The 22,886-nt window shown below is 62.0% G+C and carries 19 protein-coding genes and 1 pseudogene; 11 read left to right on the top strand and 9 right to left on the bottom strand.

Features of this window, described 5'->3' with window-relative positions; all coding sequences use genetic code 11:
* Nucleotides 1-443: 443 nt before the first annotated feature.
* From HMPREF2526_RS13235 to HMPREF2526_RS12960, 5 genes and pseudogenes are all read left to right on the top strand, one after another.
* On the top strand, nucleotides 444-968 hold the full coding sequence (locus HMPREF2526_RS13235) for a hypothetical protein (RefSeq protein WP_148139563.1): 525 nt from the start codon (nucleotides 444-446) through the stop codon (nucleotides 966-968).
* Between the two features lie 713 nt (nucleotides 969-1,681).
* Nucleotides 1,682-2,716, top strand: a complete 1,035-nt coding sequence (gene galE, locus HMPREF2526_RS07570) for a UDP-glucose 4-epimerase GalE (RefSeq protein WP_070515814.1) — start codon at nucleotides 1,682-1,684, stop codon at nucleotides 2,714-2,716.
* 232 nt (nucleotides 2,717-2,948) lie between these two features.
* Complete coding sequence (locus HMPREF2526_RS07580; protein ID WP_023025236.1) at nucleotides 2,949-3,248, top strand: type II toxin-antitoxin system RelE/ParE family toxin; 300 nt, start codon at nucleotides 2,949-2,951, stop codon at nucleotides 3,246-3,248.
* 14 nt (nucleotides 3,249-3,262) lie between these two features.
* Complete coding sequence (locus HMPREF2526_RS07585; RefSeq protein ID WP_070546728.1) at nucleotides 3,263-4,357, top strand: HigA family addiction module antitoxin; 1,095 nt, start codon at nucleotides 3,263-3,265, stop codon at nucleotides 4,355-4,357.
* A 308-nt stretch (nucleotides 4,358-4,665) separates the two neighbouring features.
* A pseudogene (locus tag HMPREF2526_RS12960) lies at nucleotides 4,666-4,905 on the top strand (transposase); the annotation flags it as partial.
* Nucleotides 4,906-5,017: 112 nt separating this feature from the next.
* Here HMPREF2526_RS12960 and HMPREF2526_RS07590 read toward each other — a convergent pair.
* The 3 genes from HMPREF2526_RS07590 to HMPREF2526_RS13240 form a co-directional block, all read right to left on the bottom strand.
* A complete protein-coding gene (locus HMPREF2526_RS07590) occupies nucleotides 5,018-5,704 on the bottom strand; it encodes a DUF2334 domain-containing protein (RefSeq protein WP_070546730.1) in 687 nt (228 codons plus the stop codon).
* 116 nt (nucleotides 5,705-5,820) lie between these two features.
* Nucleotides 5,821-7,929: a S9 family peptidase gene (locus tag HMPREF2526_RS07595; protein WP_070546732.1), complete on the bottom strand. Its 2,109-nt coding sequence runs from the start codon at nucleotides 7,927-7,929 to the stop codon at nucleotides 5,821-5,823.
* 9 nt (nucleotides 7,930-7,938) lie between these two features.
* Complete coding sequence (locus HMPREF2526_RS13240) at nucleotides 7,939-8,796, bottom strand: phosphoribosylaminoimidazolesuccinocarboxamide synthase (RefSeq protein WP_070546734.1); 858 nt, start codon at nucleotides 8,794-8,796, stop codon at nucleotides 7,939-7,941.
* 64 nt (nucleotides 8,797-8,860) lie between these two features.
* Between HMPREF2526_RS13240 and HMPREF2526_RS07605 the strand changes: the two genes are divergently transcribed.
* Both HMPREF2526_RS07605 and HMPREF2526_RS07610 read left to right on the top strand, forming a co-directional pair.
* Nucleotides 8,861-9,661 carry a serine/threonine protein kinase gene (locus HMPREF2526_RS07605; RefSeq protein WP_070546737.1) on the top strand — a complete coding sequence of 267 codons (801 nt, stop codon included), beginning with the start codon at nucleotides 8,861-8,863 and terminating at the stop codon, nucleotides 9,659-9,661.
* The gene (locus HMPREF2526_RS07610; protein ID WP_070546740.1) at nucleotides 9,661-10,962 is read left to right on the top strand and encodes a hypothetical protein; all 1,302 of its coding nucleotides are present in this window, start codon (nucleotides 9,661-9,663) and stop codon (nucleotides 10,960-10,962) included. The genes HMPREF2526_RS07605 and HMPREF2526_RS07610 overlap by 1 nt, the downstream gene beginning before the upstream one ends.
* A 195-nt stretch (nucleotides 10,963-11,157) precedes the next feature.
* Here HMPREF2526_RS07610 and purB read toward each other — a convergent pair whose 3' ends face one another.
* Nucleotides 11,158-12,597, bottom strand: a complete 1,440-nt coding sequence (gene purB / locus HMPREF2526_RS07615; RefSeq protein ID WP_070546742.1) for an adenylosuccinate lyase — start codon at nucleotides 12,595-12,597, stop codon at nucleotides 11,158-11,160.
* Nucleotides 12,598-12,636: 39 nt separating this feature from the next.
* Nucleotides 12,637-13,911 (bottom strand): phosphoribosylamine--glycine ligase, encoded by a 1,275-nt coding sequence (gene purD / locus HMPREF2526_RS07620; RefSeq protein ID WP_070546744.1) that lies wholly within the window; start codon nucleotides 13,909-13,911, stop codon nucleotides 12,637-12,639.
* Between the two features lie 34 nt (nucleotides 13,912-13,945).
* On the opposite strand from purD, the gene HMPREF2526_RS07625 reads away from it, so the two are divergent.
* Nucleotides 13,946-14,374, top strand: a complete 429-nt coding sequence (locus HMPREF2526_RS07625; RefSeq protein WP_070546747.1) for an HIT family protein — start codon at nucleotides 13,946-13,948, stop codon at nucleotides 14,372-14,374.
* 3 nt (nucleotides 14,375-14,377) lie between these two features.
* Here the strand turns inward: HMPREF2526_RS07625 and HMPREF2526_RS07630 are convergent, their stop codons facing one another.
* The 3 genes from HMPREF2526_RS07630 to HMPREF2526_RS07640 form a co-directional block, all read right to left on the bottom strand.
* Complete coding sequence (locus HMPREF2526_RS07630) at nucleotides 14,378-15,832, bottom strand: sensor histidine kinase (RefSeq protein WP_070546750.1); 1,455 nt, start codon at nucleotides 15,830-15,832, stop codon at nucleotides 14,378-14,380.
* An 11-nt stretch (nucleotides 15,833-15,843) separates the two neighbouring features.
* Nucleotides 15,844-16,548 carry a response regulator transcription factor gene (locus HMPREF2526_RS07635; protein ID WP_046649284.1) on the bottom strand — a complete coding sequence of 235 codons (705 nt, stop codon included), beginning with the start codon at nucleotides 16,546-16,548 and terminating at the stop codon, nucleotides 15,844-15,846.
* A gap of 132 nt (nucleotides 16,549-16,680) precedes the next feature.
* Nucleotides 16,681-17,454 carry a MerR family transcriptional regulator gene (locus HMPREF2526_RS07640; RefSeq protein WP_070546752.1) on the bottom strand — a complete coding sequence of 258 codons (774 nt, stop codon included), beginning with the start codon at nucleotides 17,452-17,454 and terminating at the stop codon, nucleotides 16,681-16,683.
* Between the two features lie 80 nt (nucleotides 17,455-17,534).
* Here HMPREF2526_RS07640 and HMPREF2526_RS07645 point away from each other — a divergent pair, with 80 nt between their 5' ends.
* Complete coding sequence (locus HMPREF2526_RS07645) at nucleotides 17,535-18,824, top strand: MFS transporter (protein ID WP_070546754.1); 1,290 nt, start codon at nucleotides 17,535-17,537, stop codon at nucleotides 18,822-18,824.
* An 82-nt stretch (nucleotides 18,825-18,906) separates the two neighbouring features.
* On the opposite strand, the gene HMPREF2526_RS07650 is transcribed toward HMPREF2526_RS07645, so the two are convergent.
* Nucleotides 18,907-20,652 (bottom strand): pyruvate dehydrogenase, encoded by a 1,746-nt coding sequence (locus HMPREF2526_RS07650; RefSeq protein WP_070546757.1) that lies wholly within the window; start codon nucleotides 20,650-20,652, stop codon nucleotides 18,907-18,909.
* Nucleotides 20,653-20,821: 169 nt separating this feature from the next.
* Between HMPREF2526_RS07650 and HMPREF2526_RS07655 the strand changes: the two genes are divergently transcribed.
* The gene (locus tag HMPREF2526_RS07655; protein ID WP_070546760.1) at nucleotides 20,822-22,321 is read left to right on the top strand and encodes an MFS transporter; all 1,500 of its coding nucleotides are present in this window, start codon (nucleotides 20,822-20,824) and stop codon (nucleotides 22,319-22,321) included.
* On the top strand, nucleotides 22,308-22,835 hold the full coding sequence (locus tag HMPREF2526_RS07660) for a TetR/AcrR family transcriptional regulator (protein WP_046649279.1): 528 nt from the start codon (nucleotides 22,308-22,310) through the stop codon (nucleotides 22,833-22,835). The genes HMPREF2526_RS07655 and HMPREF2526_RS07660 overlap by 14 nt, the downstream gene beginning before the upstream one ends.
* Nucleotides 22,836-22,886: the final 51 nt, after the last annotated feature.

Consider the following 22,886-nt stretch of genomic DNA (forward strand, 5'->3'; position numbering starts at 1 on the left):
TCCACTACGTGTCCACAATTTGCGGGCAACCCCAACATCGCGATGATCTGTTTGAAGCTAGCCACAAGAACTGGCTTTTCCAAGTAGAAGTTGACGCAACACCACCGAGTCGTGGCGTCTCCAACACCCTCATGTAGTGCCGAGTACGCGCTAGACGCCGCCAACAGTGCAGCCGGACACCCGCCAGCAATACTGATGGAGCTTCCTGCCCTATGGACATAGCACATAAGGCCTAGACATAAGGCCTAGACCCCGCTAGATACGTCTAAAACAATGCTAGTAACGGCCCTATTTTGCAGGAAGCATTCTGCCGCACACCGGCGTAACAATAGGGTGTACTCAGCGAACACCACCTCGATGTCCTCTGCCGCTGGGAGATCCTTCCCAACTGCAGCAGCGGCAACCGTCTGAGCTTGCTCGCGCTCACGGTCCAGCATCTCCCGGTGAATCTCATCGGCGTCTTCAAGACGCCGATACAACGCCAACTGCTCCTGACACGACTGCCGTCGCTGCGGAGACAGCTGCAGTGGCTCCGCCTGATGCTGCGCCACTGTCAGCCATCGGGCTGCCTGCTCCACGTCCTCCTGTGTCACCGCGGTCTGCTGCCGTGCCTGGGTGACTTTCCACTGTGCGGTGTGCAGGTCATGCTGCTCGACCTTCTTCCTCCCGGCACCCTTGAGCCACCCGATCCCGCTGCCGGCAGCCTGCTCCGCATCCCGGAACTGTGCCTCTGCGACCCGGAGCAGTCCGGCACATCGATCGGCCTGCTCCTGGGCGGCCGTGAGTTTTTCGGCGGCCTGCTCGACCTTCCGCAGCGCGGTGGCCTCCTACTCCAGCGGCTCACTGGCCTGCTTGACCTTCAACTGCAGACCCCAGGGCTCACCGGCCAGACGCAGCAGGTGGTCGTCGACCTCCCGCAGCGGACGCTGCGCGTCCGGCCGCGGTGCCGCCACCTGGGTGCCCTCTAGCACCTCTGCCGGAGCCTCGGGACCTGCCACACCTGAACCAGCGGCCTGCCGGGCGGCGTAGGCGTCCAGCCGTGCTTCCCGCAACTGACGCCGGTGCTCCATCGCCTCGGCCATCGGCGTGCCGGCGAACGGGTGAACATCCACCGCAAGATCCGTCGACAGTCGCTCCATCGACCACCGAGCCCAGTTCTTGCCCCACACCGCGTGCGGGGTCACATCTGCCCGCTCCCGGCTGCACGCCGCGATCAGGAGATCCCGCGCGTACTCCACTGACTCTCGCCGGCCCCCGGAACCAGCAGCATCGGTAGCATCGACAGTCGTGGACCGGCCGTGACCGGTCTCCGAATCACCCGGCGACGTCTCCGCCAGATACAGCGCATTGACCTTCCGCCCACTCCGATCCCTCGGGATCGGCGACCGATTCCATCTTCGGGTACTCGATCACTGATCAGCTCCGGGCGGCGAAGGCGAGCCAGTCCCGCAGCAGTGGCACCGGTCGGGCTTCTGGACCGACCAGTTCTCCGAGAATGGACCCGGGCGTCGACGGGCCGAGCCTCTAGGACTCCTGCTCGGTTACGAGAGCCTGCCGCGGGGACCTGCCGACCCACTTGCCTCACAGGAAAATATGCTGAGACACAACTCTAGAAGACGCGACCGGATATACTCTTGTCGAGCGCGGCTAAAGGTCGCGGCATCCGACTGAAGGATAATGCATGAAGGTTCTCATCACCGGTGGAGCAGGATACATTGGATCGACCATTGCGGCATGTTGCGAGGACAATGGCATAACGCCCGTCATCTTGGATGACTACAGCAAGGGGCTCAAAGAGTTCTCACGGCCGTATGCAAACTACGAAGGCGATATCGCGGACACCTGCGTAGTGCAGAACATCCTGTCTGAGCATCCAGATATCGATTCCGTCATCCACTGTGCGGCGAAAATCGTCGTTCCTGAATCTGTGTCCGCGCCACTCGACTACTATGAAAACAACGTCGCCAAGTCACTGACGCTTTTGCGTGAGCTATCCGGTCTCGGAGTCCGCCGCTTCATTCTTAGCTCGACCGCATCCATGTACGAAGCTGGTGATGACTACATGGTCGACGAGTCCGGAGCAGTCGCCCCTCAGAGTCCCTACTCGGCATCCAAATGGATGTTGGAGCGCGTGCTGCGCGATTTCGCTGCCACCGGTGCGATGAACGCGATCGCGTTGCGCTATTTCAATCCGATCGGCGCAGACCCTAGTATGCGTAGTGGCCTCCAGGATCCACATCCGACACACGCCCTCGGCAAGATGATCGAGGCGTATCGAAGCGGAGGGGTATTCACGGTGACGGGTGTCGATTGGCCCACGCGCGACGGTTCCGGACTTCGTGACTATGTGCATGTCTGGGACCTCGCCCGGGCCCACGTGGCGGCACTTCAGAACTTCGACGAGGTCATCTCGAGATCCGAGATCGATGGTTTCGATATCATCAATCTCGGAACCGGAACGGGAACAACGGTGTTCGAACTCGCCGACGCGTTCGGGCAAGCGACCGGGAAGCCCCTGAATGTGCAGACAGCTCCTCCGCGGCTCGGTGATGTCGTGGGTTGTGCGACTTTGACCGACAAGGCCGAACAGCTCCTCAGTTGGCAAGCCGAGTTGAGCATCGCAGACGGGGTCAGAGATTCACTAGAGTGGGCAGAAAAACTCCCGTCTGTACTAATTCGCGAACGGTCCACCGCAATGGACGCCGGGGAAGCATGATGGATCATGATGGATGCCGTCAACGTCGTTCTGTTTCGGCATTCTCCTCGACCAGTTGAACTGTGGCACCTCAATGACCGCGACGCGATCATCTTGAGTCACGAAAGTTCTAGTTCCCGCTACAAATCGGTCCCGCCCGTTGATCAGTCGATGGTCAGGTTCCTTGTCGACTTCGAGGGGAAGGGTCACGTCATTTGGGCGCGGCACTAGTGAACTGGGCGAGGTGGACTTGGTGCGCATCCTCTTCGAGGACGACGAACTTCAACGAGTGGCCGAGGATGCCTCCTACATCCCCAAACGATGGGGTTCGGACATCATCAAGGCATATCGTAAGAAAATCCAGATCCTGAAGGGAGCCGTGGATGAACGCGACCTGCGGGCCATGCGGTCGTTACATCTGGAACAACTGAAAGGCGACCGAGCCGGGACCTCTTCGATCCGCTTGAACAAGCAGTTTCGGCTCATCCTCAAATTCGCAACCAACAGCGACGGCCGCGTGGTCATCGTTATTGAAATGGTGGATTACCACTGAGAGAAGGTGAACTCATGAATGCTCCAATTGCGGCGGAGCTATTCCCGGCCGGGGAGATCCTCGCTGACGAGCTAGACACACGCGGATGGACTCAGGCCGACTTTGCCGAGGTGCTCGGACGTCCGGCACAGTTTGTCTCGGAGATTATTTCCGGAAAAAAGGAGATTACGCGCGAATCCGCAGCCCAGATCGGTGCCGCCCTGGGCACCTCCGCGGAATTCTGGCTTAACCTCCAGGACTCCTACCTGTTATGGAAGCAGTCTCAGGACGACCGGACGCAGAACAACCTCAACGTCGTGAAAACCCGTGCACAGTTACGAGAGCTAGCCCCCGTCTCTCTGCTCGTCAAGCGGGGATACATCACCGCCACCGACGTACAAAGTCAGGCATGCGAGGTGCTGAACTTGTTTGGCAAGAAATCCTTTGAAGATCCCTTGGGGATAAGCTTCGCCGCCCGACGTAGTAACTGCGAGGAAAAGGTCACTGTTCTGCAGGAAGCGTGGGCAGCTTGCGTTAGAGCAACTGCCAGCGTTCTCGAGGCTGCCCCCTACTCCCGTAAGGCACTAGAAGACCTCGCCCGGACACTGTCGAGTAGAGCATGTGACCCGCAGGCTTTTGCTGAGTTCCAGACTCTGTTCGCCGAGGCAGGGGTGAAACTTGTTTATGTGGAGGCTTTTCCGGGAGGAAAACTCGACGGCTGCGCCATGATGGTCGACGGGCACCCCGTAATTGGCATATCGGGACGAGGGAAACGGCTCGATAAGATACTATTTACCATCCTGCATGAGACAGCCCATATATTATTGGGTCACCTTGTCGACAATGGCGAGGTCATCCTCGATGACCTATCAGATGACAGTGCCGATAATGAAGCCCAGGCAGACCAGCTGGCCAGCGAACTCGCGATCTCTAGCCCTTTACCGGCGGTTCCTGATCGTGTGCACTCATCCTGGATTAAAGAACAAGCCGACCACCTAGGGGTTCATCCCATTACCCTGATTGGAAGGCTTCAAAAAGAGGGTAACCTGTCGTGGAAAACCACTCTCGTGCGCAACGCTCCCACCGTCATCGCTCAGCTTGAAAGGTGGAAATCACCCCTCCCAGCCTAACTGAGATTGGTCGCTTCGTTCACCATCAGCAAGGTGTTTGCCTATCGGACACTGAAGGTAACGGAAGCGATGTACTTATTACGGAAAGGACACGGCTTGCTGCCGGCTCCGATGTCCAAGAATTTCTTCGCTACATTTTGAAAAAGTCGCGCACGAGCCTGCAGGACAATCACGCTCACTGGGCGGACACACTCAGAGTCAATGCAACGGATCGCTGAAAGGATCAGCCCAAACCGTTCAGCGAGCTCTCGCTTAATCTCGGGGGAGAGGTTAGCATCGAAGACTTCCTTCAGCGCTTTGAGGTGTAGTCTAAAAATCCGACAAAACGACTGAATCGGGAAATCCGGCGGCGCACCGACGTTGTAGGAATCTCCCTTAACCGCAGTTCTGTAATCCGCCTGATCGATTCTGTGTTAGCTGAACAGCAGAATGATTGGATCCAGCAAAAGCGCTACATGTCGCTGGCAAGCTTGGAACAAACCCGAAACCTCATAGCCGCCAACACCTTCAATGCTAGTAGCACGAAGACCGCCGAAGAAGCAGCCTAATGAACTGACACCAACCTCGAGTCGGACCCCAACACCGCCCCGGACACTATCCTCGATTTAGAAAGAACAAACACACCACTTCCACAGGCCTAACCCTCTGGCAACGCACAAACTATTCGGCGTGCGTAAAGACTGAATAGTCAGCAGGCCGCGCACCTGCGGCAGCGGCGCGCTCAGCGGCCTTGAGGAAGTCGGCAACGACCTTGCGGTCATCGAGGTTGCGGCCGGAAATAGAAAGGCGCACGGTATTACCGCGCTCGGCGGAGCGCTCTGCAGCGCGAATGATGTTGCGACGCCACCACTTGGCCGAACCAAACCCCTCACCAAAGGACAGGTTGCGGGCTTGGTGGAGCTCGCCGGAGCGCAAATCATGGATACCTCGGGTGGAGGCGGCAAAGTCGAAGTCAAACTCGGGAAGGACGGTGAGCGTACCTTCCGACATGCGCCAGCGCGGTGGTGCAAAGATAGTGGGCTCGAAGCCGATCTTTGCCATCTGCCGCGTCGCCCCCTTCAGGCGCAGACGTGCCTCGTGTGCATCCAAGTTGGCGAATTCCGCGCGACGGCCCTGAACTGCTTGGTCAAAGCCGTTGAGAATGAGCACGCGGCCCGATTCAGCTTGCTCCCGCAACCAAGACTGTGTCGCCGAATCCTTAGCCAGGTGCCAATTGCCATCGATGTGTGGCGCTACGAGCAAGGACACCGGGATATCCGCTTTATCGAACTGCTCCAGCAGGTCAGCGGCCTGCCTTCGGGTGTCGTCGAAGATACTGGAAATCGAAACCAGAAGGTGGCCATGCATAAGGAAAATTATCGCACAGCCACCGCCCCGGCGCGCGCTGAGAGGGATTCGGCGCTCCCCCACATGGGCGGCCTAGGCCGCTGTGTGGCTAATGAGCCACAAAGCGCAAGCGGAGCCTAAGACTCAACGCCCGTGGCCTGGTTAATCAGCCACGCATACTCGAATGCAGATTGCCGCCACTTGGCGTAGCGCCCGGACACACCACCGTGGCCGGCGGCCATCTCCGTCTTGAGGAGGAACTCGCCGCCGGTGGCGACGTCACGAAGCTTGGCCACCCACTTCGCCGGCTCCACGTAGAGCACGCGGGTGTCGTTAAGCGAGGTCAGCGCCAGGATATTGGGATACTTCTGCGGCGCAATGTTCTCATACGGCGAGTAGGAAGCCATGTAGTCGTAGACCTCAGGGTCGTGGTACGGGTCGCCCCATTCTTCCCACTCCACCACCGTGAGCGGTAGCTCCGGCATCAGAATAGACGTCAACGGATCCACGAACGGCACGTTCGCCTCGATGGCATTGAACCTATCCGGTGCCATGTTGGCCACCGCGCCCATGAGCAGACCACCGGCGGAGCCGCCCTCAGCCACCAAGGTTTCCGGGGTGGTCACCCGGCGGGCGATAAGGTCATCAGCCACCGCGATGAAGTCCGTAAACGTATTCTTCTTCGCCAGCATTTTGCCGTCGTCGTACCAGTTGCGGCCCATCTCGCCGCCACCGCGCACGTGCGCCATAGCAAAAATCATGCCGCGGTCCATGAGGGACAAACGGAAGACCGAGAAGTACGGATCCATATTCGCCTCATAGGAGCCGTAGCCATAAAGCAACGTCGGGTTCGGCTGCGTACGGTCCAAGTCCGCGCGGTGCACGATGGACACGGGAACCTTGGTCCCATCGGGAGCCTCAGACCAGACCCGGTAGGCAACATACTCGTCCTTGTCATAGCCGCCCGGGACTTCCTGTTCCTTGAGCAGCGTGTACTCCCCGGTGGCCACGCGGTAATCAAAGAGCTGGGCTGGCTGGATGAAGGAGGTGTAGCTCACGCGCAACACCGGCGCGTCCCACTCGGGGTTACCGGCCACGCCGACGGTGTAGAGCTCCTCGTTGAAGTGAAGCTCGTCGAAGCGCGCCCACCCTTGGCGCACATCCATCACCGCTGCACGGCCGATCCCGCCGCGGCGGTAGCCCACGACGATCTGGTCGCGGTAGCAATCCACGCCCTCAATGCGCACTGTGTCATCATGCGGCATGAGGACGGTGAGTTCGCGCAGCGCCGGTAGCTCTGCAGAAACCGGACAGTAGCCGAGCTCAAAGTTGGGGCCGGTGGCATTGTGCGTGACAACCCAATAATCGGTGCCTGCCACCACGGCGTGGTCGACGTCGTAGTCCACGCCGGTCTCGCGCGCCCACAGGCAGCGGAAATCGCCCTCCGGGTTGTCCTGCTCGAGCACCCACGCTTCATTCGTCGTCTTCGAGCCGGAGACAATCATGATGTACTTCTCGCTGCGGGTCGTGCCCACACCGATGCCGAAGCGCGAATCCTCCTCGCGCATGACTACAACATCATCCGACTGCGGGGTACCCACGCGGTGGCGCCACACGGTGTCCGGCCGCCATGCATCATCGACGGTGGTGTAGAAGATGAACTCCTCCCCGACCCACGTCGCACCATAAAAGATGTCTTCCAGGCGGTCCTCCAACAGCTCACCGGTACGCAGATCCTTGATGAAGAGCTCAAAGCGCTCGTCGCCGGCCACGTCGACCGAATAGGCCAGCAGGTCGCCGGAATCGCTCACCGAGGACGCGCCGAGGGCAAAGAAGTCGTGGCCTTCGGCGAGCGCGTTGACGTCGAGAAGCACCTGCTCCCCTTCTGAAGCACCCTCCTCCGGGATGGTCGGCGGAGTCCACGGCTCGGAGCCTTCCGACACCGGGATGCGGCAGCTGTAGCCGTACTCCTGGCCCTCCTCGGTGCGGCCGTAGTACCAGTACTTACCGCGGCGCTGGGGCACGGACATGTCCGTCTGCTTGATGCGGGACTTGACCTCGGTGAAGATGTTCTCCGTCAAGGTCTCCAGGTGTGCGGTGCGCTCCTTCGTGTAGGCGTTTTCCGCCTCGAGGTACTCCCGGGTCTCCGGGGCTTCTTTCGCGCGCAGCCACTCGTAGTCATCGACGAAGCTGCGGCCGTGAAACTCTCGCGTGATGGGGCGCTTAGCAGCAATCGGTGCATTCATTCAGCCTCCTTAAAAGGTGGTTCCGGACAAGCGCTCGAAGGCCTCAACGTAGCGCGCGCGGGTGGCCTGAACAACGTCGTCTGGCAGGCGCGGCGGCGTGGACTCCTTGTCCCACCCGGAGTTGGTGAGCCAATCGCGCACGTACTGCTTATCAAAGGAAGGCTGGACCTTGCCTTCCTCATAGGTATCGGCCGGCCAGTAGCGCGAGGAGTCCGGAGTGAGGACCTCATCGGCTAAGACCAAAGTGCCGTGCTTGTCGACGCCAAACTCGAACTTCGTATCCGCCAAAATAATGCCCTTCTCCTCCGCCAGCGCGGCGGCCGTGGCATAGATGCGCAGGGTGGCCTCGCGCAGCTCTTCGGCGGGCTCGCGGCCGAGCTTGTCCACAACGACGTCGAAGGAAACGTTCTCATCGTGGTCGCCCTGCTCCGCCTTAGTAGCCGGGGTGAAAATGGGCTCGGGCAGGCGGGAGGCCTCGGTCAGCCCCTCCGGCAGCTCGACGCCGCACACGCTTCCGGATTCCTTGTATTCTTTCAACCCGGAGCCGGTCAGATAGCCGCGGGCGACGCACTCGAAGGGCAGCATATCGAGCTTCTGCACGACCATTGCGCGGCCAAGGACTTCCTCGGGGATGCGCTCGTCATCGAGCGGTCCGGCCAAGTGGTTGGGGAAGTCGATGGCGTCGAAGAAGAACTTCGACGTCGCCGTGAGCACGCGGCCCTTGTCGGGGATGGCCGGCTCGAGAGCGTGGTCATAGGCGGAAATGCGGTCGGAGACCACCATGAGCAGGGTGTTGTCATCGATTTCGTAGATATCGCGCACCTTGCCGGAGGCGATGTGGGCATAGGAAGAAAGTTCTGGACGCATGACATACATTCTAGACCCGTCTAGACTGCTTCAAGATACGTCCCAATCCCGAGGAGCTAAGCCCGTGCACTCTCGCCTGACCTCCCTTTTGACCTCCGCTGCGCTGGTGGGCGCCGCCCTGTCTGTGCCCGCTGCGCACGCAGCCGACATCTCCGTGCGCGAGTCCGCCCACGGACAGTGGCTGTGCACGATGTCGGCGTCGGATCGCGAGCTGGCTCGCGACGTTCGGGCCGGGTACATTGCCACGATCAAGGCGACCTCGGAGCAGATTCAAGCGCAGTTCCCGAAGCTGGATTTCTCCGCGTACACCTCGCGCGATATCAGCAAGGCTCCGGGCTACGCGGCGACGGTGGCCGCGCTGGGCAAGGCCGGCTACACGGGCGCGGATATGGTCATCATCATGGTCGGCGCGTCCGCCCCGGAGGACCTGGTGGAGGATGAATCGGTGCTGTTGCCGGGGGATGCCGAATACTCCATCAATGCGGCGAAGTCCCGGGCTGAGAAGGGACCGGCACCGTTGTTGTCGACGGGTAGCGATTTCAGCCCTAAGCTGCGCGCCGCTCTGGCAGAAAACCAGGCGCAGGAAAAAGAAGCCGTCGACGCCTTCAACGCCGCCCAGTCGCAGTCCTTCGCGGAGTGTGTAGAGGAGCTGCGCGGGCGCGGCGCTCAGGAGGGCATCCAGCCGGTGCCCGAGCTGCCCATTCCGGGGCAGACGACGCAGCAGCAGACCTCGTCCACGGGAGCGGCAGTCCTCGGCGTCATGACGGTGCTCACCGTGCTGGTGATCGGCGGCTACCTCGTCTCCAACGGCGCCTCTTTCGGCGGCTTTGAGCTGCCGGTTCTGCGCCTCCCCGGGATGGCCTAATGGCTGAGAGCGACGCCGAGCTAACCGTCATTACCGGTGAGGAAGGCGCACTTGTTATCGGCCCCGAATCCGAGCTGAAACGGCTTTCCGACCAGGCGGAGCTCTCTCCCGTCACTCCCCAGATCCTCCGCCGTGCGAGCCAGGTGCTCACAGGTATCGAGGACTACCAGAAGGAATCTGGACGTTGGCTCAAGCTCGATGCTGAGTCCGCTGCGTACCTCAAGCGCCTGGGCATCAAGCCGGGGGATATCCGCGCCGGTGTAATCCGCACCAAGGATGTCGGCCGCGGCGTTGCTTCGCACAACGGTGGAAGCCTGCTGAAGCACCTGCAGTTTGAGAAGGCCGGCCTGCTCACGCCGGCGGCTCCGATGGTGCTGGCGTCGATGATGCAGCAGGCGGCCGTCGAGAAGCAGATGGAGCAGATGCAGGCTTACCTGGAACATATCGACGCCAAGCTCGATGAGGTGCTGCGCTTCCAGAAGGATTCGCTGGCTGGTGAGATTGATGGCGTGGCGGAGATGCTGGCGGAGGCCGCCCTCGTCCTCGAGGACACCGCTGAGGTGACCGATACGCAGTGGGCAACCATCGCCCACCTCACTGCGGACCTGGCTAAGCTGCAAGGCCAGGTACTACGACACCTGCGGGCCGTGGCGGAGACGATGGCGAGGTCAAAGACTTCGCCCGGGAAGGTGCGCGCGACCTTCCAGAAGACTAACGACGACGCAGGCTCGTGGATCTACGAGCTTGCCCGAACCGTGCAGCTGCAGAACCAGATGTATGTGCTTCAGCTCAGCCGCGCCAATGCCGTGGAGGGCGAGGTGGCCAAAGACTACGCCGCGGCCGTTGCTCGGGCGCGGCAGAGGCGCGCCGCTCGTTTGTTGGAAGACCTCACCAGCATCGCCCACATTGCCCACGAGCTGGGCAGCTTCTCGACGCTGCGCAAAGCCATCGACTGGAACTCTCCCCGCGCCGTAGCGGAGGTCAACCACTTCTTTGCCCAACTGCGTGACTTCGCCGACGCTGCCAACCTTGCTGTCGAAGGAACCGAGGGCTTAGAGCCCGTCCGGCGCATCGATGCTTTCCGCGAGCTGACTGCCACCGGCACCAACATGGCCCGCGAGCTCACCACCACCGGCACCAACATGGCCCGCGAAGCCGCTGGTGTTGCGCAGCAACGCACCTTAGAAGCCCGCGAAACCGTAACCAACCGCGCCCGGCAAGCCTGGGGTACAACCCGCAGCGCCATCGAGTCCGCAACGAAGGGCGCGGACAACGCGCCGGATAAAGCAGAACGTGACTAGATGGTCGTTTCGATCAAATAAGGGCCAGAAAATTCGATCTGGGCAACCTTATTTGATCGAAACGTACATGGACCGGGCCAACGAGGTACGTTTTCGTAAATAGCGCCCCGAAAACTCGCGTTTGAGAGGGATTGTCTGCGAAAACGTACCACGCCCGGTCGCCCCAGATCACTGGATGCCCCCTGGCCGCGTGGGCTAGAGGATCTCGCCCGGGGTGTAGGCGGCGGCCTGCGGGTGCTGATCAGCAATCGCCTTGATGCGGCCCAGAATCTGGCTCACCTGCGATTCGGCAGCGCCGATGAAAGCGTGCTTGTCCGACAGCGCGGCCTCGAGGGCGGCGGCATCGAGCGGCAGGCGCTCGTCGGCAGCCAGGCGCTCAATCAGATCCTGCTCCCCGCCATTCTCACGCATGTTGAGCGCCACGGCGACGGCGTTTTCCTTGATGACCTCGTGCGCGGTCTCACGGCCCACGCCCGCGCGCACCGCCGCCATGAGGATGCGGGTGGTGGCGAGGAAGGGCAGGTAGCGCTCCAGTTCGCGGTCGATCATCGCCGGGAAGGCACCGAATTCCGCGAGCACGGTGAGGAAGGTTTCAAACATGCCGTCAATGGCGAAGAAGGCATCCGGCAGTGCCACGCGGCGGACCACCGAGCAGAACACGTCGCCCTCGTTCCACTGCTGGCCGGACAGATCCGCCACCATGGTGAGGTAGCCGCGCAGAATGACCTGGAAACCGCACACGCGCTCGCAGGAGCGGGCGTTCATCTTGTGCGGCATCGCGGAGGAGCCGACCTGGCCTTCCTTGAAACCTTCGGTCACGGTCTCGTTGCCGGCCATCAGGCGGATGGTCGTGGCCAGCGAAGAGGGCGCGGCGCCCAGCTCAACGAGCGCAGACACAGCGTCGAAGTCGAGGGAGCGCGGGTAAACCTGGCCCACCGAGTTGAATACGCGGGAGAATCCCAGGTGATCCGCAATGCGGGTCTCCAACGCGGCGAGCTTGTCTTCGGATCCGCCCATGAGGTCGAGCATGTCCTGCGAGGTGCCCATCGGGCCCTTGATGCCGCGCAGCGGATAGCGGCTCAGCAGCGATTCCACGCGCTCGATGCCCAACAGGAGCTCGTCGGCAGCGGAGGCGAAACGCTTGCCCAGGGTCGTGGCCTGGGCAGCGACGTTGTGGGAACGACCCGCCATGACCAGCGTCTGATACTGCGCCGCGCGCTCACCAATGCGCGAGACCACCGCGATGGCCTTATCGCGCACCAGCTCCAAAGAACGCAGAATCTGCAGCTGCTCCACGTTCTCCGTCAGGTCACGCGAGGTCATGCCCTTGTGGATGTGCTCGCAGCCGGCTAGGGCGTTGAACTCCTCGATGCGCGCCTTGACGTCGTGGCGCGTAACGCGCTCACGCTCCGCGATGGAGGCGAGGTTGACGTTCTCAACCTGCGCCTCGTAAGCGGCGATAGCCGAGGCAGGGATGTTGACGCCAAGATCCTTCTGCGCCGTCATCACCGCAATCCACAGCTGGCGCTCCAGGATGATCTTGTGTTCCGGGGACCAGATTTCAGCCATCTCGGGGGAGGCGTATCGAGCGGACAGGACGTTGGAAATGTTCTTCTTTTCAGCCACGTCGCTCATTATTCCACGCCGCACCCCAAAGGAGGCATTATCAGGGGATTAGATGCTAATCTGCCCCTTCTCCGCCGGCAGTGCAATGTCCGTGCGGAAGAAGCTGCCCTCCAGCTCGATGCCGCCGAGAACCTCGTAGGCGGCCGCGCGGGCATCAGCGAGGGTGGCACCACGGCCGAGAACGTTGAGGACGCGACCACCGTTGGAGACGTAGCCGCCCTCCCCCGTGGTGGTACCGGCGTGCAGAACCCGGGTGGGATCATCAAGATCCGGCGAGGCAATCGGATCGCCCTTGCGCGGCGAAGCCGGGTAGCCCTCGGCGGCCAGCACCACGGTGACGGCATAGCCGTCTTCCCACTCCAGCGGCGCCAGCTCCGCTAGCTGTCCGGTAGCGGTGGCATTCAGGACCTCTCCGAGCGGAGACTTCAGCAAAGCGAGCACCGCCTGCGTTTCCGGGTCACCGAAGCGGGCATTGAATTCCACCACGGCTGGGCCTTCCTTGCCCCACGCCAGGCCGGCGTACAGCAAGCCAGAGTACGGGGTGCCGCGCTTGACCATTTCCTTGGCCACGGGGACGCAGACTTCGTCGACGATGCGCTGGACGCCGTCGGCAGGCAGCCACGGCAGCGGGGTGTAGGCGCCCATGCCGCCGGTGTTGGGGCCTTCATCGTTGTCGTAGGCGCGCTTGTGGTCCTGCGCCGGGAGCAGCGGGACGACGGTCTCGCCGTCCACCAAGCAGAACAGGGAGACCTCCGGGCCGTCGAGGAAGGACTCGAGCAGCACCGGGTTGCCCACGGCGTGGACCGCATCAACGTGCGCGCGGGCCGCGTCGCGGGACTCGGTCACCACGACGCCCTTGCCGCCGGCCAAGCCATCGTCCTTAACCACGAAGTGCGGGCCGAAACGATCGAGGGCGGCCTCGATGTCCTCATCGCTGGTGCCGGGGGCGAGCTGCTCCGCGCGGGCGGTGCGCACGCCGGCGGCCGCCATGACATCCTTGGCAAATGCTTTGGATCCCTCGATCTGTGCCGCGCTTGCCGACGGCCCGAAGACCGCAATGCCGCGCTCGCGCAGAGCATCCGCCACGCCTTTCACCAGCGGCACCTCTGGGCCGATGACGACCAGATCCGCGTCAATATCAACAGCCAGCTCCGTCATACGCGCAGGATCGTCCACCTGGGAATACTCCGGGTGGATGGTGGCCTGCATCTTATGCGCCGGGGAACCCGGTGCGATGTGCAAATCGGTAACAGAGGGATCAGATTTAAGGCCAGTGAGCAGGGCATGTTCGCGGCCGCCCGAGCCAATAACGAGAATGCGCATGCCGTCTATCTTAACTGGCGGTAGCCTAGGGGCCATGTCTTCCGTATTTACAAAGATCATCGAGGGCGAGCTGCCTGCTCGCTTTGTATACCGCGACGAGAAGTGCGTGGCGTTTTTGTCCATCGAGCCGCTGCGTTATGGCCACACCTTGGTGGTGCCGATCGAGGAGGTCGATAAGTGGACTGACCTCGATTCTCAGACCTGGTCGCACCTCAATGAGATCGCTCTAGAGATCGGTGGCGCCATTAAGACGGCCTTCGACACCCCGCGTACGGGCTACATCATCGCTGGCTTCGACGTGCCGCATACCCACATCCACCTCTTCCCCACCGAGAAAATGGAAGACTACGACTTCGCGAAGGCCTTCGCTGCCGACGCCACCGACCCCGCCGCCATGGATGAGGCCGCCGCGCGCATCCGCCAGCACCTCGGCACGGACGAGGGTGGCCGCCGCGACAGCTAGGCGTTAGCTGCCGTCGGTTGGCGCTTTGGGCAGGCAGATGGTGAAGACCGATCCGCTGCCCAGCTCCGAATCCACGGAGATTGAACCGCCGTGCTGCTCGACGAGTGATTTCACGATGGCCAAGCCCAAACCCGAGCCACCCGTATCGCGGGTGCGCGAGGTGTCTGCACGGTAGAAGCGCTCGAAAATATGGGCCGCGTCTTCGGGGGAGATGCCTTTGCCGTCATCGGCAACGTCGATAAGCACGTGCTCCTCGTCGTCGCGCAAGGTCAGCGTCACCGACGCCTCCTCGCCGCCGTGGCGGATACCGTTGGACACCAGGTTAAGCAATACCTGGTGTAGGCGATCCGGGTCTCCGTTGACCATTGGAATCCCGGAGGCCTCGTTGTTGACGTTGATGGTGCGGCCCGCAAAAGCCGCCCGCGCCGAGGAACCCACTGACAGCACAAGTTCCAGCATGTCAACCTCGCGCATGTCCAGGCGTGAGCCCTCCGCGCGCGTCAGGGCCAGCAGATCCTCCACGAGCAACGACATCCGCTTAGACTCGGCATCGATCTTGCTGAAGACAAACTCCGCGTCCTGGGTAGCCCCCGAGCGGTACAGCTCCGTGTAGCCGCGCAGGCTGGTCAGCGGCGTGCGCAGCTCGTGGGAGGCATCGCCGACGAAGCGGCGCATTTGCTGTTCTTTTTCCTGCGCATCGACGACGGAATTCTGCAGCTGCCCCAGCATGACGTTGAGCGCTGCGGCAAGCTGCCCCACTTCAGTGTGCAGCGGCCACTCCGGCACGCGCTTGTCCAGGTTGCCCGCCGCGATTTGGGAAGCCGTTTTCTCGACCACGCGCAGCGGCCGCAGCGCCCGGTGGATCAGCCACATGCCCACCACCGCGATGATCAGCATGACCAAGGCCGCGATGATCACCTGGACAATCGCCAACCCTTTCAGGATGGAGTTTTCCGTCGTCATGTCTTTGGCGACGACCACCACGGAACCATCCCGTTGGAGTTTGGCCACGGCCCGCCATTCGGTTTCGCCCTGAATCGAGCGCACGGTGGTGGGTTCCCCACCGACGATCACGTTGCGTGCATCGGGCAACGCCGCGATCGGCCGCGTGGTCACCACGGAGCCATCGGGATAGTACGCCAGCGCCACATAATCCGTCGGGGGTCGGCGGCTTCCGTCCTGCGGCATATAAAAGGACTCGTCGAGGTTGCTGGCCCAGGAGCTGTGGGCGTCGTTAAGCTCGGTGTCCACTCGGGTGTAGAGCACGTTGCGCATGATCGACGACACCGCCAGGGAGGACATGGCCAGGCCAAGCCCCGATACCAGCACCATGAGGACAAGTAGCCACGTGCGCAGGGGCAGCGCTTTGGGGCGCTGCATACGCCGGCGCGGGGCTTTATCCCGCACCAGCGTCACCCCGGATTGTGGGGCCTGAATACTCGCGGTGGGTTCGCTCATAGTGGATGAGCCTACGAGCGCGGCATGCGCAGCACGTAACCGACACCGCGGACGGTGTGAATAAGCGGGGTATCGCCGGTATCAATTTTGCGGCGTAGGTAGGAAATGTAGGACTCGACCACGTTGCCGTCACCACCAAAGTCGTAGTGCCAGACATTATCCAGAATCTTGGACTTGGACAGCACCACCTCGCGGTTCTGCATGAGGTAGCGCAGCAGGTTGAACTCGGTGGGCGAAAGCTCCACGATCTCCCCCGCCTTGGTGACCTCGTGGGTGTCATCGTTGAGGGTGAGGTCGGCATAGGTCATGGTGGCGTCGCCGTCCTGGTCATCCACCGCGTTACCGCGGCGCAGAATCACGCGCAGGCGGGTGATGACCTCTTCCAGGCTGAAGGGCTTGGTGACGTAATCATCCGCGCCAATGGTCAAGCCGTGGATGCGCTGGTCCACGCTGTCCTTGGCGGTCAGGTAGAGCACGGGGCCGTCGAGGCCCTCTGCGCGTAGCTTGCCCAGCAGCTCAAAGCCGTCCATGCCCGGCATCATGACGTCCATGATGTAAGCGTCTGGATTGATCTCACGCGCGATGCGCAGGGCCTCGTTGCCGGAGTTGGCGCTGTGTACGTCGAAACCTTGAAACTTTAGGGAGACGGTGAGCAACTCAACGATATTGGGCTCGTCATCGACGACAAGTACCTTGACGTCCTTCGAATCATCCATGGTCCCGCTTTGGTCCTTTCTCCGCTTCTCTTAACGCCTGGTGGCGCCAGGGATATCTCATTCAAGGTGAGAAGTATTGCACTCTGGCTTCCAAGGGTACTGAGCGGAGTCTGTACGTGCGCTGTGAACCGACTAGTCCCAGGCGAGATTGTCCAGATCCACCCCTTCCGCCTGCGCTTGCGCCTCAATCAGCTGACGCAAATAGTCGGCATTACCGCGGTAGGTCTCGTTAAACCGCGGGTCCTCGCAGTACATGCGCGCCAGGATCACCTGCTTGGACCTCGACACCGGGTACCACTGGGCGATGAGGGCGCGGTGCTTGTCGACGATTACCTTCGCCTCCTCGCCGCCCGGTTCAAGTCCTGCGTCCGCGGCCTCCTCTAGCTCGGCCGCAAAGTTCTCATGGTCCACTGAGAATTCCTCCCAGTCCTTCTTTCCCATCGAATCTGCGACGGCCGCACTGGCCGCCCATTCTTTGCTGTCTCCCCACTTCTCGTGGGCTTCTTCCTGCAGTTGGGGCCATGCGTCACCCAGGTTCCGCACTTTTTGGCTGGGGCTTAGGTTCTTATCCATTTCAGTCTCCTCAATTAGTCTTTCCACTGCGTACAACATGGCGTCGACGTCGGCTCGCCGCTTCTGCAAGGCCTCGTGTTGGGCGCGGAGGCGGGCCAGGGTGGCTGCGGAAGGGGCGTCGAGAAGCACTGCGATGTCTTTCAGCTCAATCCCGACGCTGCGATAAATCAGGATGTCCATCCCGCGTTGCACGTCATCTTCGGTGTAGAGGCGGTGATCGCCCCCGGTGCGCCACTGGGGGCTAAGCAGGCCGATGTCATCCCAGTGCCGCAGGGTGCGGGTGGTGACTTTCAAAATGCCGGCCACATCGCCGATGCTGTAGTCGTTACGCATGTCGTTGAGCCTAAAAGTTGACGTCGCGTTAAGTGCAACTCCATCCACTCGGCAGGTGTTTTTGCCTACGATAATGAAGCATGACGCAAGCCTCGACACGCACTGACCGCCTCACCGTGGCTGCCTGGGCCCTGTGGGACTGGGGTTCGGCCGCCTTCAACGCGGTGCTCGTGACGTTTATTTTCTCGGTCTACCTCACCGACTCGGTGGGCCAGCAGATTGACTCGCAGTTCACCCCGGCGCAGTGGCTGTCGTGGTCCATGACGGTGGCGGGCCTGGTGATCTTTGCGGTGACCCCCGTGATGGGGCAGCGCTCTGACCGGTTGGGCACGCGGCGTCGCGCGCTGGGCTTCTGGTCGCTGCTGACCTTCCTGGTCATGGCCAGCCTGTTCTTCATCCGCAATGATGCGCCCGCGTATTTCTGGCTCGGCCTCATCGGCCTAGCGGTAGGTTCGGTGACCATCCAATTCGCGGAGGTCAACTACTTTGCCCAACTCAACCAGGTGGCCACCGAGGACAAGGTGGGCCGCGTATCCGGCCTGGGCTGGTCGGCAGGCTATTTCGGCGGCATCGTACTGCTGCTCATCTGCTACTTCGGCTTCGTCTCCGGCGAGGGCGGCGGACTGGGGCTGTCCACGGAGGGTGGCTGGAATATTCGGCTCGTGGCACTGCTTTCGGCGGCGTGGTTTGGGCTGTCTGCCATCCCCGTGTTGCTGCGCGTGCCGGAGATTGCGCCGTCGGGTGAATCGACGGGCGGTGTGGCGGAGTCTTACCGCGAGCTGTGGCGCACGGTGCGAACGCTGTGGCGGGAGGACCGCAATGCCTTTGCGTTCCTCTTTGCTTCTGCCATCTTCCGCGATGGCCTGTCCGCGGTGTTTAGCTTCGGGGCCGTGCTGGGCGTATCCGTCTATGGGCTTTCGCCTGGCGACGTCCTCATCTTCGGTGTTGCCGCCAACGTTGCGGCCGCGCTGGGCGCGGTGGTCGGCGGGCTGATCGACGACCACGTGGGCCCCAAAGCCATCATCCTCACCTGCCTGGCCATCTTGACGCTCATGGCCGGGATCATGTTTGTGGCGCAGGGGCCGACGGCCTTCTGGATCTGCGGGCTCATCCTGTGTCTCTGCGTCGGACCGGCCCAGGCCTCCGCCCGCGGCTTCTTGGCGCGTGTGGCCCCGCCGGGGCGCGAAGGCGAGATGTTTGGCCTCTACGCCACGACCGGCCGAGCCGTGGCGTGGTTGACGCCCTTCCTCTTTGGCGTCTTCGTTTCCCTGCTCGGGCAGGGAGATCGGGGAGGCGTGCTCGCCATCGGGCTAGTCTTGCTCGTTGGCGCGCTGGTCCTCATCCCAGTCAAAGACCCCGCCAAGGAATAAAACCTTGGCGGGGGTAAACCCGCGAGCATGTCGATCTCTTCGGCGTGGGCCTCTTTTAATGTGTGGCGCTAACGCCGACACATTAAAAGTCCTGCGGGCGCGGAATGTTGCGCAGGTTGGACTTCGCCATGGAGAGCATCTGGCCCACGCCGCCGCCGAAGACGGTGCGGGTTGCCGCCTTAGAGAATCCGAGCAGCTGCTCAAAGGTCAGCGTCGGCGGCAAGGAGAGGGCGTTGGGGTCCGTGACGACGTCGATAAGCGCAGGCCCGTCGTAGGCCAAGGCCTCCTTGATGAGGCGCGGCGCGTCCTTCGGATCCTCGATGCGGAAGTGCTTGATGCCCGCACCCTCCGCAATTTTGGCGTAGTTGACGTGCTCGTGGTCGGTCTCATGCTCCGGCAGGCCCTGGACCAGCATCTCCAGCTTGACCATGCCGAGGGAAGAGTTGTTGAACACGAACATCTTCACCGGCAGGTTGTGCAGCTTCACCGTGAGCAGCTCGCCCATGAGCATGGACAGCCCGCCGTCGCCGGAGAAGGTGATGACCTGGCGGTCCGGGTGCGCCGCCTGCGCACCGATGGCCATCGGCAGGGCGTTGGCCATGGTGCCGTGGCGGAAGGAACCGATCTGCTCGCGCTTACCGTTCGCAGTAATGTAGCGCGCGCCCCACACGTTGCACATACCGGTATCGACGGTGAAGATGGCGTCTTCATCGGCCTGCTGGTCAATGAGGTCGGCGATGTACTCCGGGTGGATCGGCGTGTGCTTCTCGACGCCGGAGGTGTAGGCCTCAACGACGTGATGCAGCTTGTCGTAGTGCTTCTTGAGCATCTTGTCGAGGAAGGAGCGGTCCTTCTTTTCATCGACGTGCGGCAGGATGTTCTCGATGGTGGCGGCGACATCGCCCGTCACCGGGTACTTGATGCGGGTGCGGCGGCCAATGTGGGAGCCATCGATGTCGACCTGGGCCACGTTGGCATCCGGCAGGAAGTCGTTATAGGGGAAGTCCGTGCCCAGCAGGATGAGCAGGTCTGCCTCGTGGGTAGCCTCGTGGGCCGCGCCGTAGCCGAGCAGGCCGGACATGCCGACGTCGAAGGGGTTGTCGTACTGGATGTACATCTTGCCGCCCAGGGCGTGGCCGATGGGAGCCTTGATCTTCTCGGCCAGCGCAAGGACCTGCTCGCGCGCGTCCTTGACGCCAGCACCGACGAAGAGGGCGACGGTCTTGGCCTCGTTGATGGCCTGGGTCAGCGCGGCGGCCTCTGCCGGGTCCGGGTAGACAACCGGACGGCCGGAGGAAATCACGGAGGAGGTGAAGGTGTCCTCTTCCGCCTCTTGAGTGGAGACATCACCCGGGATAACGAGGACGGACACGCCCTTGCCGGCCATGGTGCTCTGAATGGCATGGTGCAAGACCACGCCTCCCTGCTCAGCGGAGTTGACCATCTCGCAGTAGCCGGAGCACTCCTGAAAGATGGCCTCAGGGTGGGTTTCCTGGAAGAACTTCGAGCCGATCTGGCGGGAAGGAATGTGGCTGGCTAGGGCAAGGACCTTGGCGCCGTTGCGGTGGGCGTCGTAAAGCCCCTGAATAAGGTGCGTATTTCCCGGGCCGCAGGAGGCGGCGCACACGGCGAGGTTGCCGGTGGTGAGGGAATCCGCCTCAGCGGCGAATGCCGCGGCCTCTTCGTTGCGGACGTGGACCCACTCGATGGAGGACTGCCGCACCGCGTCCACGATGGGGTTGAGGGAATCACCGACAAGCCCATAGATGCGCTTAACTCCCTGGGCTTCCAAGGTTTCTACGAGTTGCGTGGCGTAATTGCGTGCCATGTTGTACCTCTCTAACTTTTATCGCTAACGGACCCCAGTGTTCTCCCTCCCGGTGGTGTTTCGCCACCATAAAGCTGCCTTCTCACGTCACGCGCACTTTGTGACTTTAACAACAAGTCAACATTCAAGACTTTGAAACTGTAACGACCGTTCGCTATAGTTTCGCAGCATGACAGACGTTCACACGAAAGCCTCCGCAGAGGCCTTAAGCACCTCAGCGACCCGACGGTGGATCTTTTTTAGTGTCATCTCCTTGGGTCTGCTCATGATCGGCTTGGACAACTCGATCCTTTACACTGCCCTGCCGGAGCTCTCCGAGCAGCTGCACGCCACCTCGCTGCAGCAGCTGTGGATCATCAACGCCTACGCGCTCATGCTCGCCGGCCTCCTCCTAGGCACCGGCACGTTAGGTGACAAGATCGGTCACCGCCGCATGTTCGTCATCGGCCTGTGGGTCTTCGGCATCGCTTCGCTGGCCGCCGCACTCGCCCCCGGCGCGTGGGAGCTCGTCGCCGCTCGCGCCTTCCTAGGTCTCGGTGCGTCCATCATGATGCCCGCTACCCTGGCGCTGATTCGCCTGACCTTTGAGGATGAGATTGAGCGCAACACCGCCATCGGCATTTGGGGCTCCATCGCCGTCGTCGGCGCGGCGGCGGGCCCCACGGTAGGCGGCTTCTTGCTCGAGCATTTCTGGTGGGGATCGGTCTTTTTGGTCAACGTGCCCATCGTCATCATCGCGCTCATCCTCACCGCCTTCCTCGCCCCGCCTAATGTGGCGAACCCGGCGAAGCAGTGGGATTTCTTGTCTTCCCTTTACGCGCTGATCACGCTGGCTTCGCTGGTGCTCGTCATCAAGTCTGTCGCCAGCTCCCATCTCAACGCCATGCTTATTGGCGGCGCGCTGGCTGCCTGTCTCATCGGTGCCATCCTCTTCACTCGCCGCCAGCACAAACTGAAGGAGCCGCTTCTCACCTTCGATATCTTCCGCTCGCCCATCTTCAGCGGCGGCGTGTTGGCCGCAGCCGGCGCCATGTTTGGCATGGCAGGGCTGGAAATGACCACCACGCAGAAGCTGCAGTTGGTGGACCTCTACTCCCCGCTGCACGCTGGGCTCATCATTTCCCTCATCGCGATTGCGGCGCTGCCGATGTCCGCGCTGGGCGGGGCTAACCTGCACCGCTGGGGTTTCTTGCCCATCATCGCTGGCGGCTTCCTCGCCATGGCAGCGGGCATTGGCGGCGTGGTGTGGGGCGGCACGCACGAGGTCTTCCCCGCATACCTGGCTGGTCTGTTCATCACTGGCCTCGGCGCGGGGTTCGTGATGTCGGTGTCCTCCACTGCCATCATCGGTGCCGCTCCTGCGTCACGCTCCGGCATGGCCGCGGGCGTGGAGGAAGTGTCTTATGAATTCGGTACGCTGCTGTCCATTGCGGTCACTGGATCAGTGCTGCCGATGCTCTACAAGAGCGGGCTCCCCGAGGACATCCAGGACTTAGGCATGGAAGCACTCCACAACCCCGCACTCGCGGAGGCCGCCGGCGCCGCGTATAACGACGCCTACCTAGCCACCGCCGCTGGGCTCGGCGTAGTCATGCTCATTTTTGCCGCGGTCACCGGCTGGTGCTTCCGCAGCAATCCAACCTCAGGAGGTGCCGATGCCACGCGTTAGTAAAAAGGTCGAGGCGCTCGAAAAGGCGCTCGCCATCATCGAAGAGGATGGCGTCCACGCACTGACCTACGATTCCTTGGCCACCGCAACGGGTATGAGTAAGTCTGGGCTCATCTACCACTTCCCCACCCGCCACGAGCTGCTCATTGACTGCCACAAGCTCTGCGCGGAGCGCTGGGAGGAAGAGCTCGTCGGTCTCTCCGACGGCAAGACGGCAGACCAGCTGAGCCCACGCCAGCGCTACCGTGCCGCGCTGGAGTCCATGGGAAAGAATGACCCGCTCATTGAATTGCTCATGTCCATCCACTCACAGTCCCATCCGGACTTCCAGAAGGTGTGGAGGGACGTCGACAGGCGCTGGCTCCCCGATCCTGTCTCGGAGGATGAATCCGTCGTGCTGGCCTCGATCATCGCCGACGGCCTGTGGGTCCACGATCACCTCACCGACCGCCCCCTGCCGCCGCAAAGGCGCCGCGCGCTTATCGACGTCGCCTTGGGCCACCTCGCCGAATAGGCCCTAAAAGAGAGAAAGGGCTTAAGGGACATTTCGTGTGGATAAACCGAT

It is taken from the genome of Corynebacterium sp. HMSC070E08 (genome assembly GCF_001808895.1).
Taxonomy (GTDB): Bacteria; Actinomycetota; Actinomycetes; order Mycobacteriales; family Mycobacteriaceae; genus Corynebacterium; species Corynebacterium hiratae.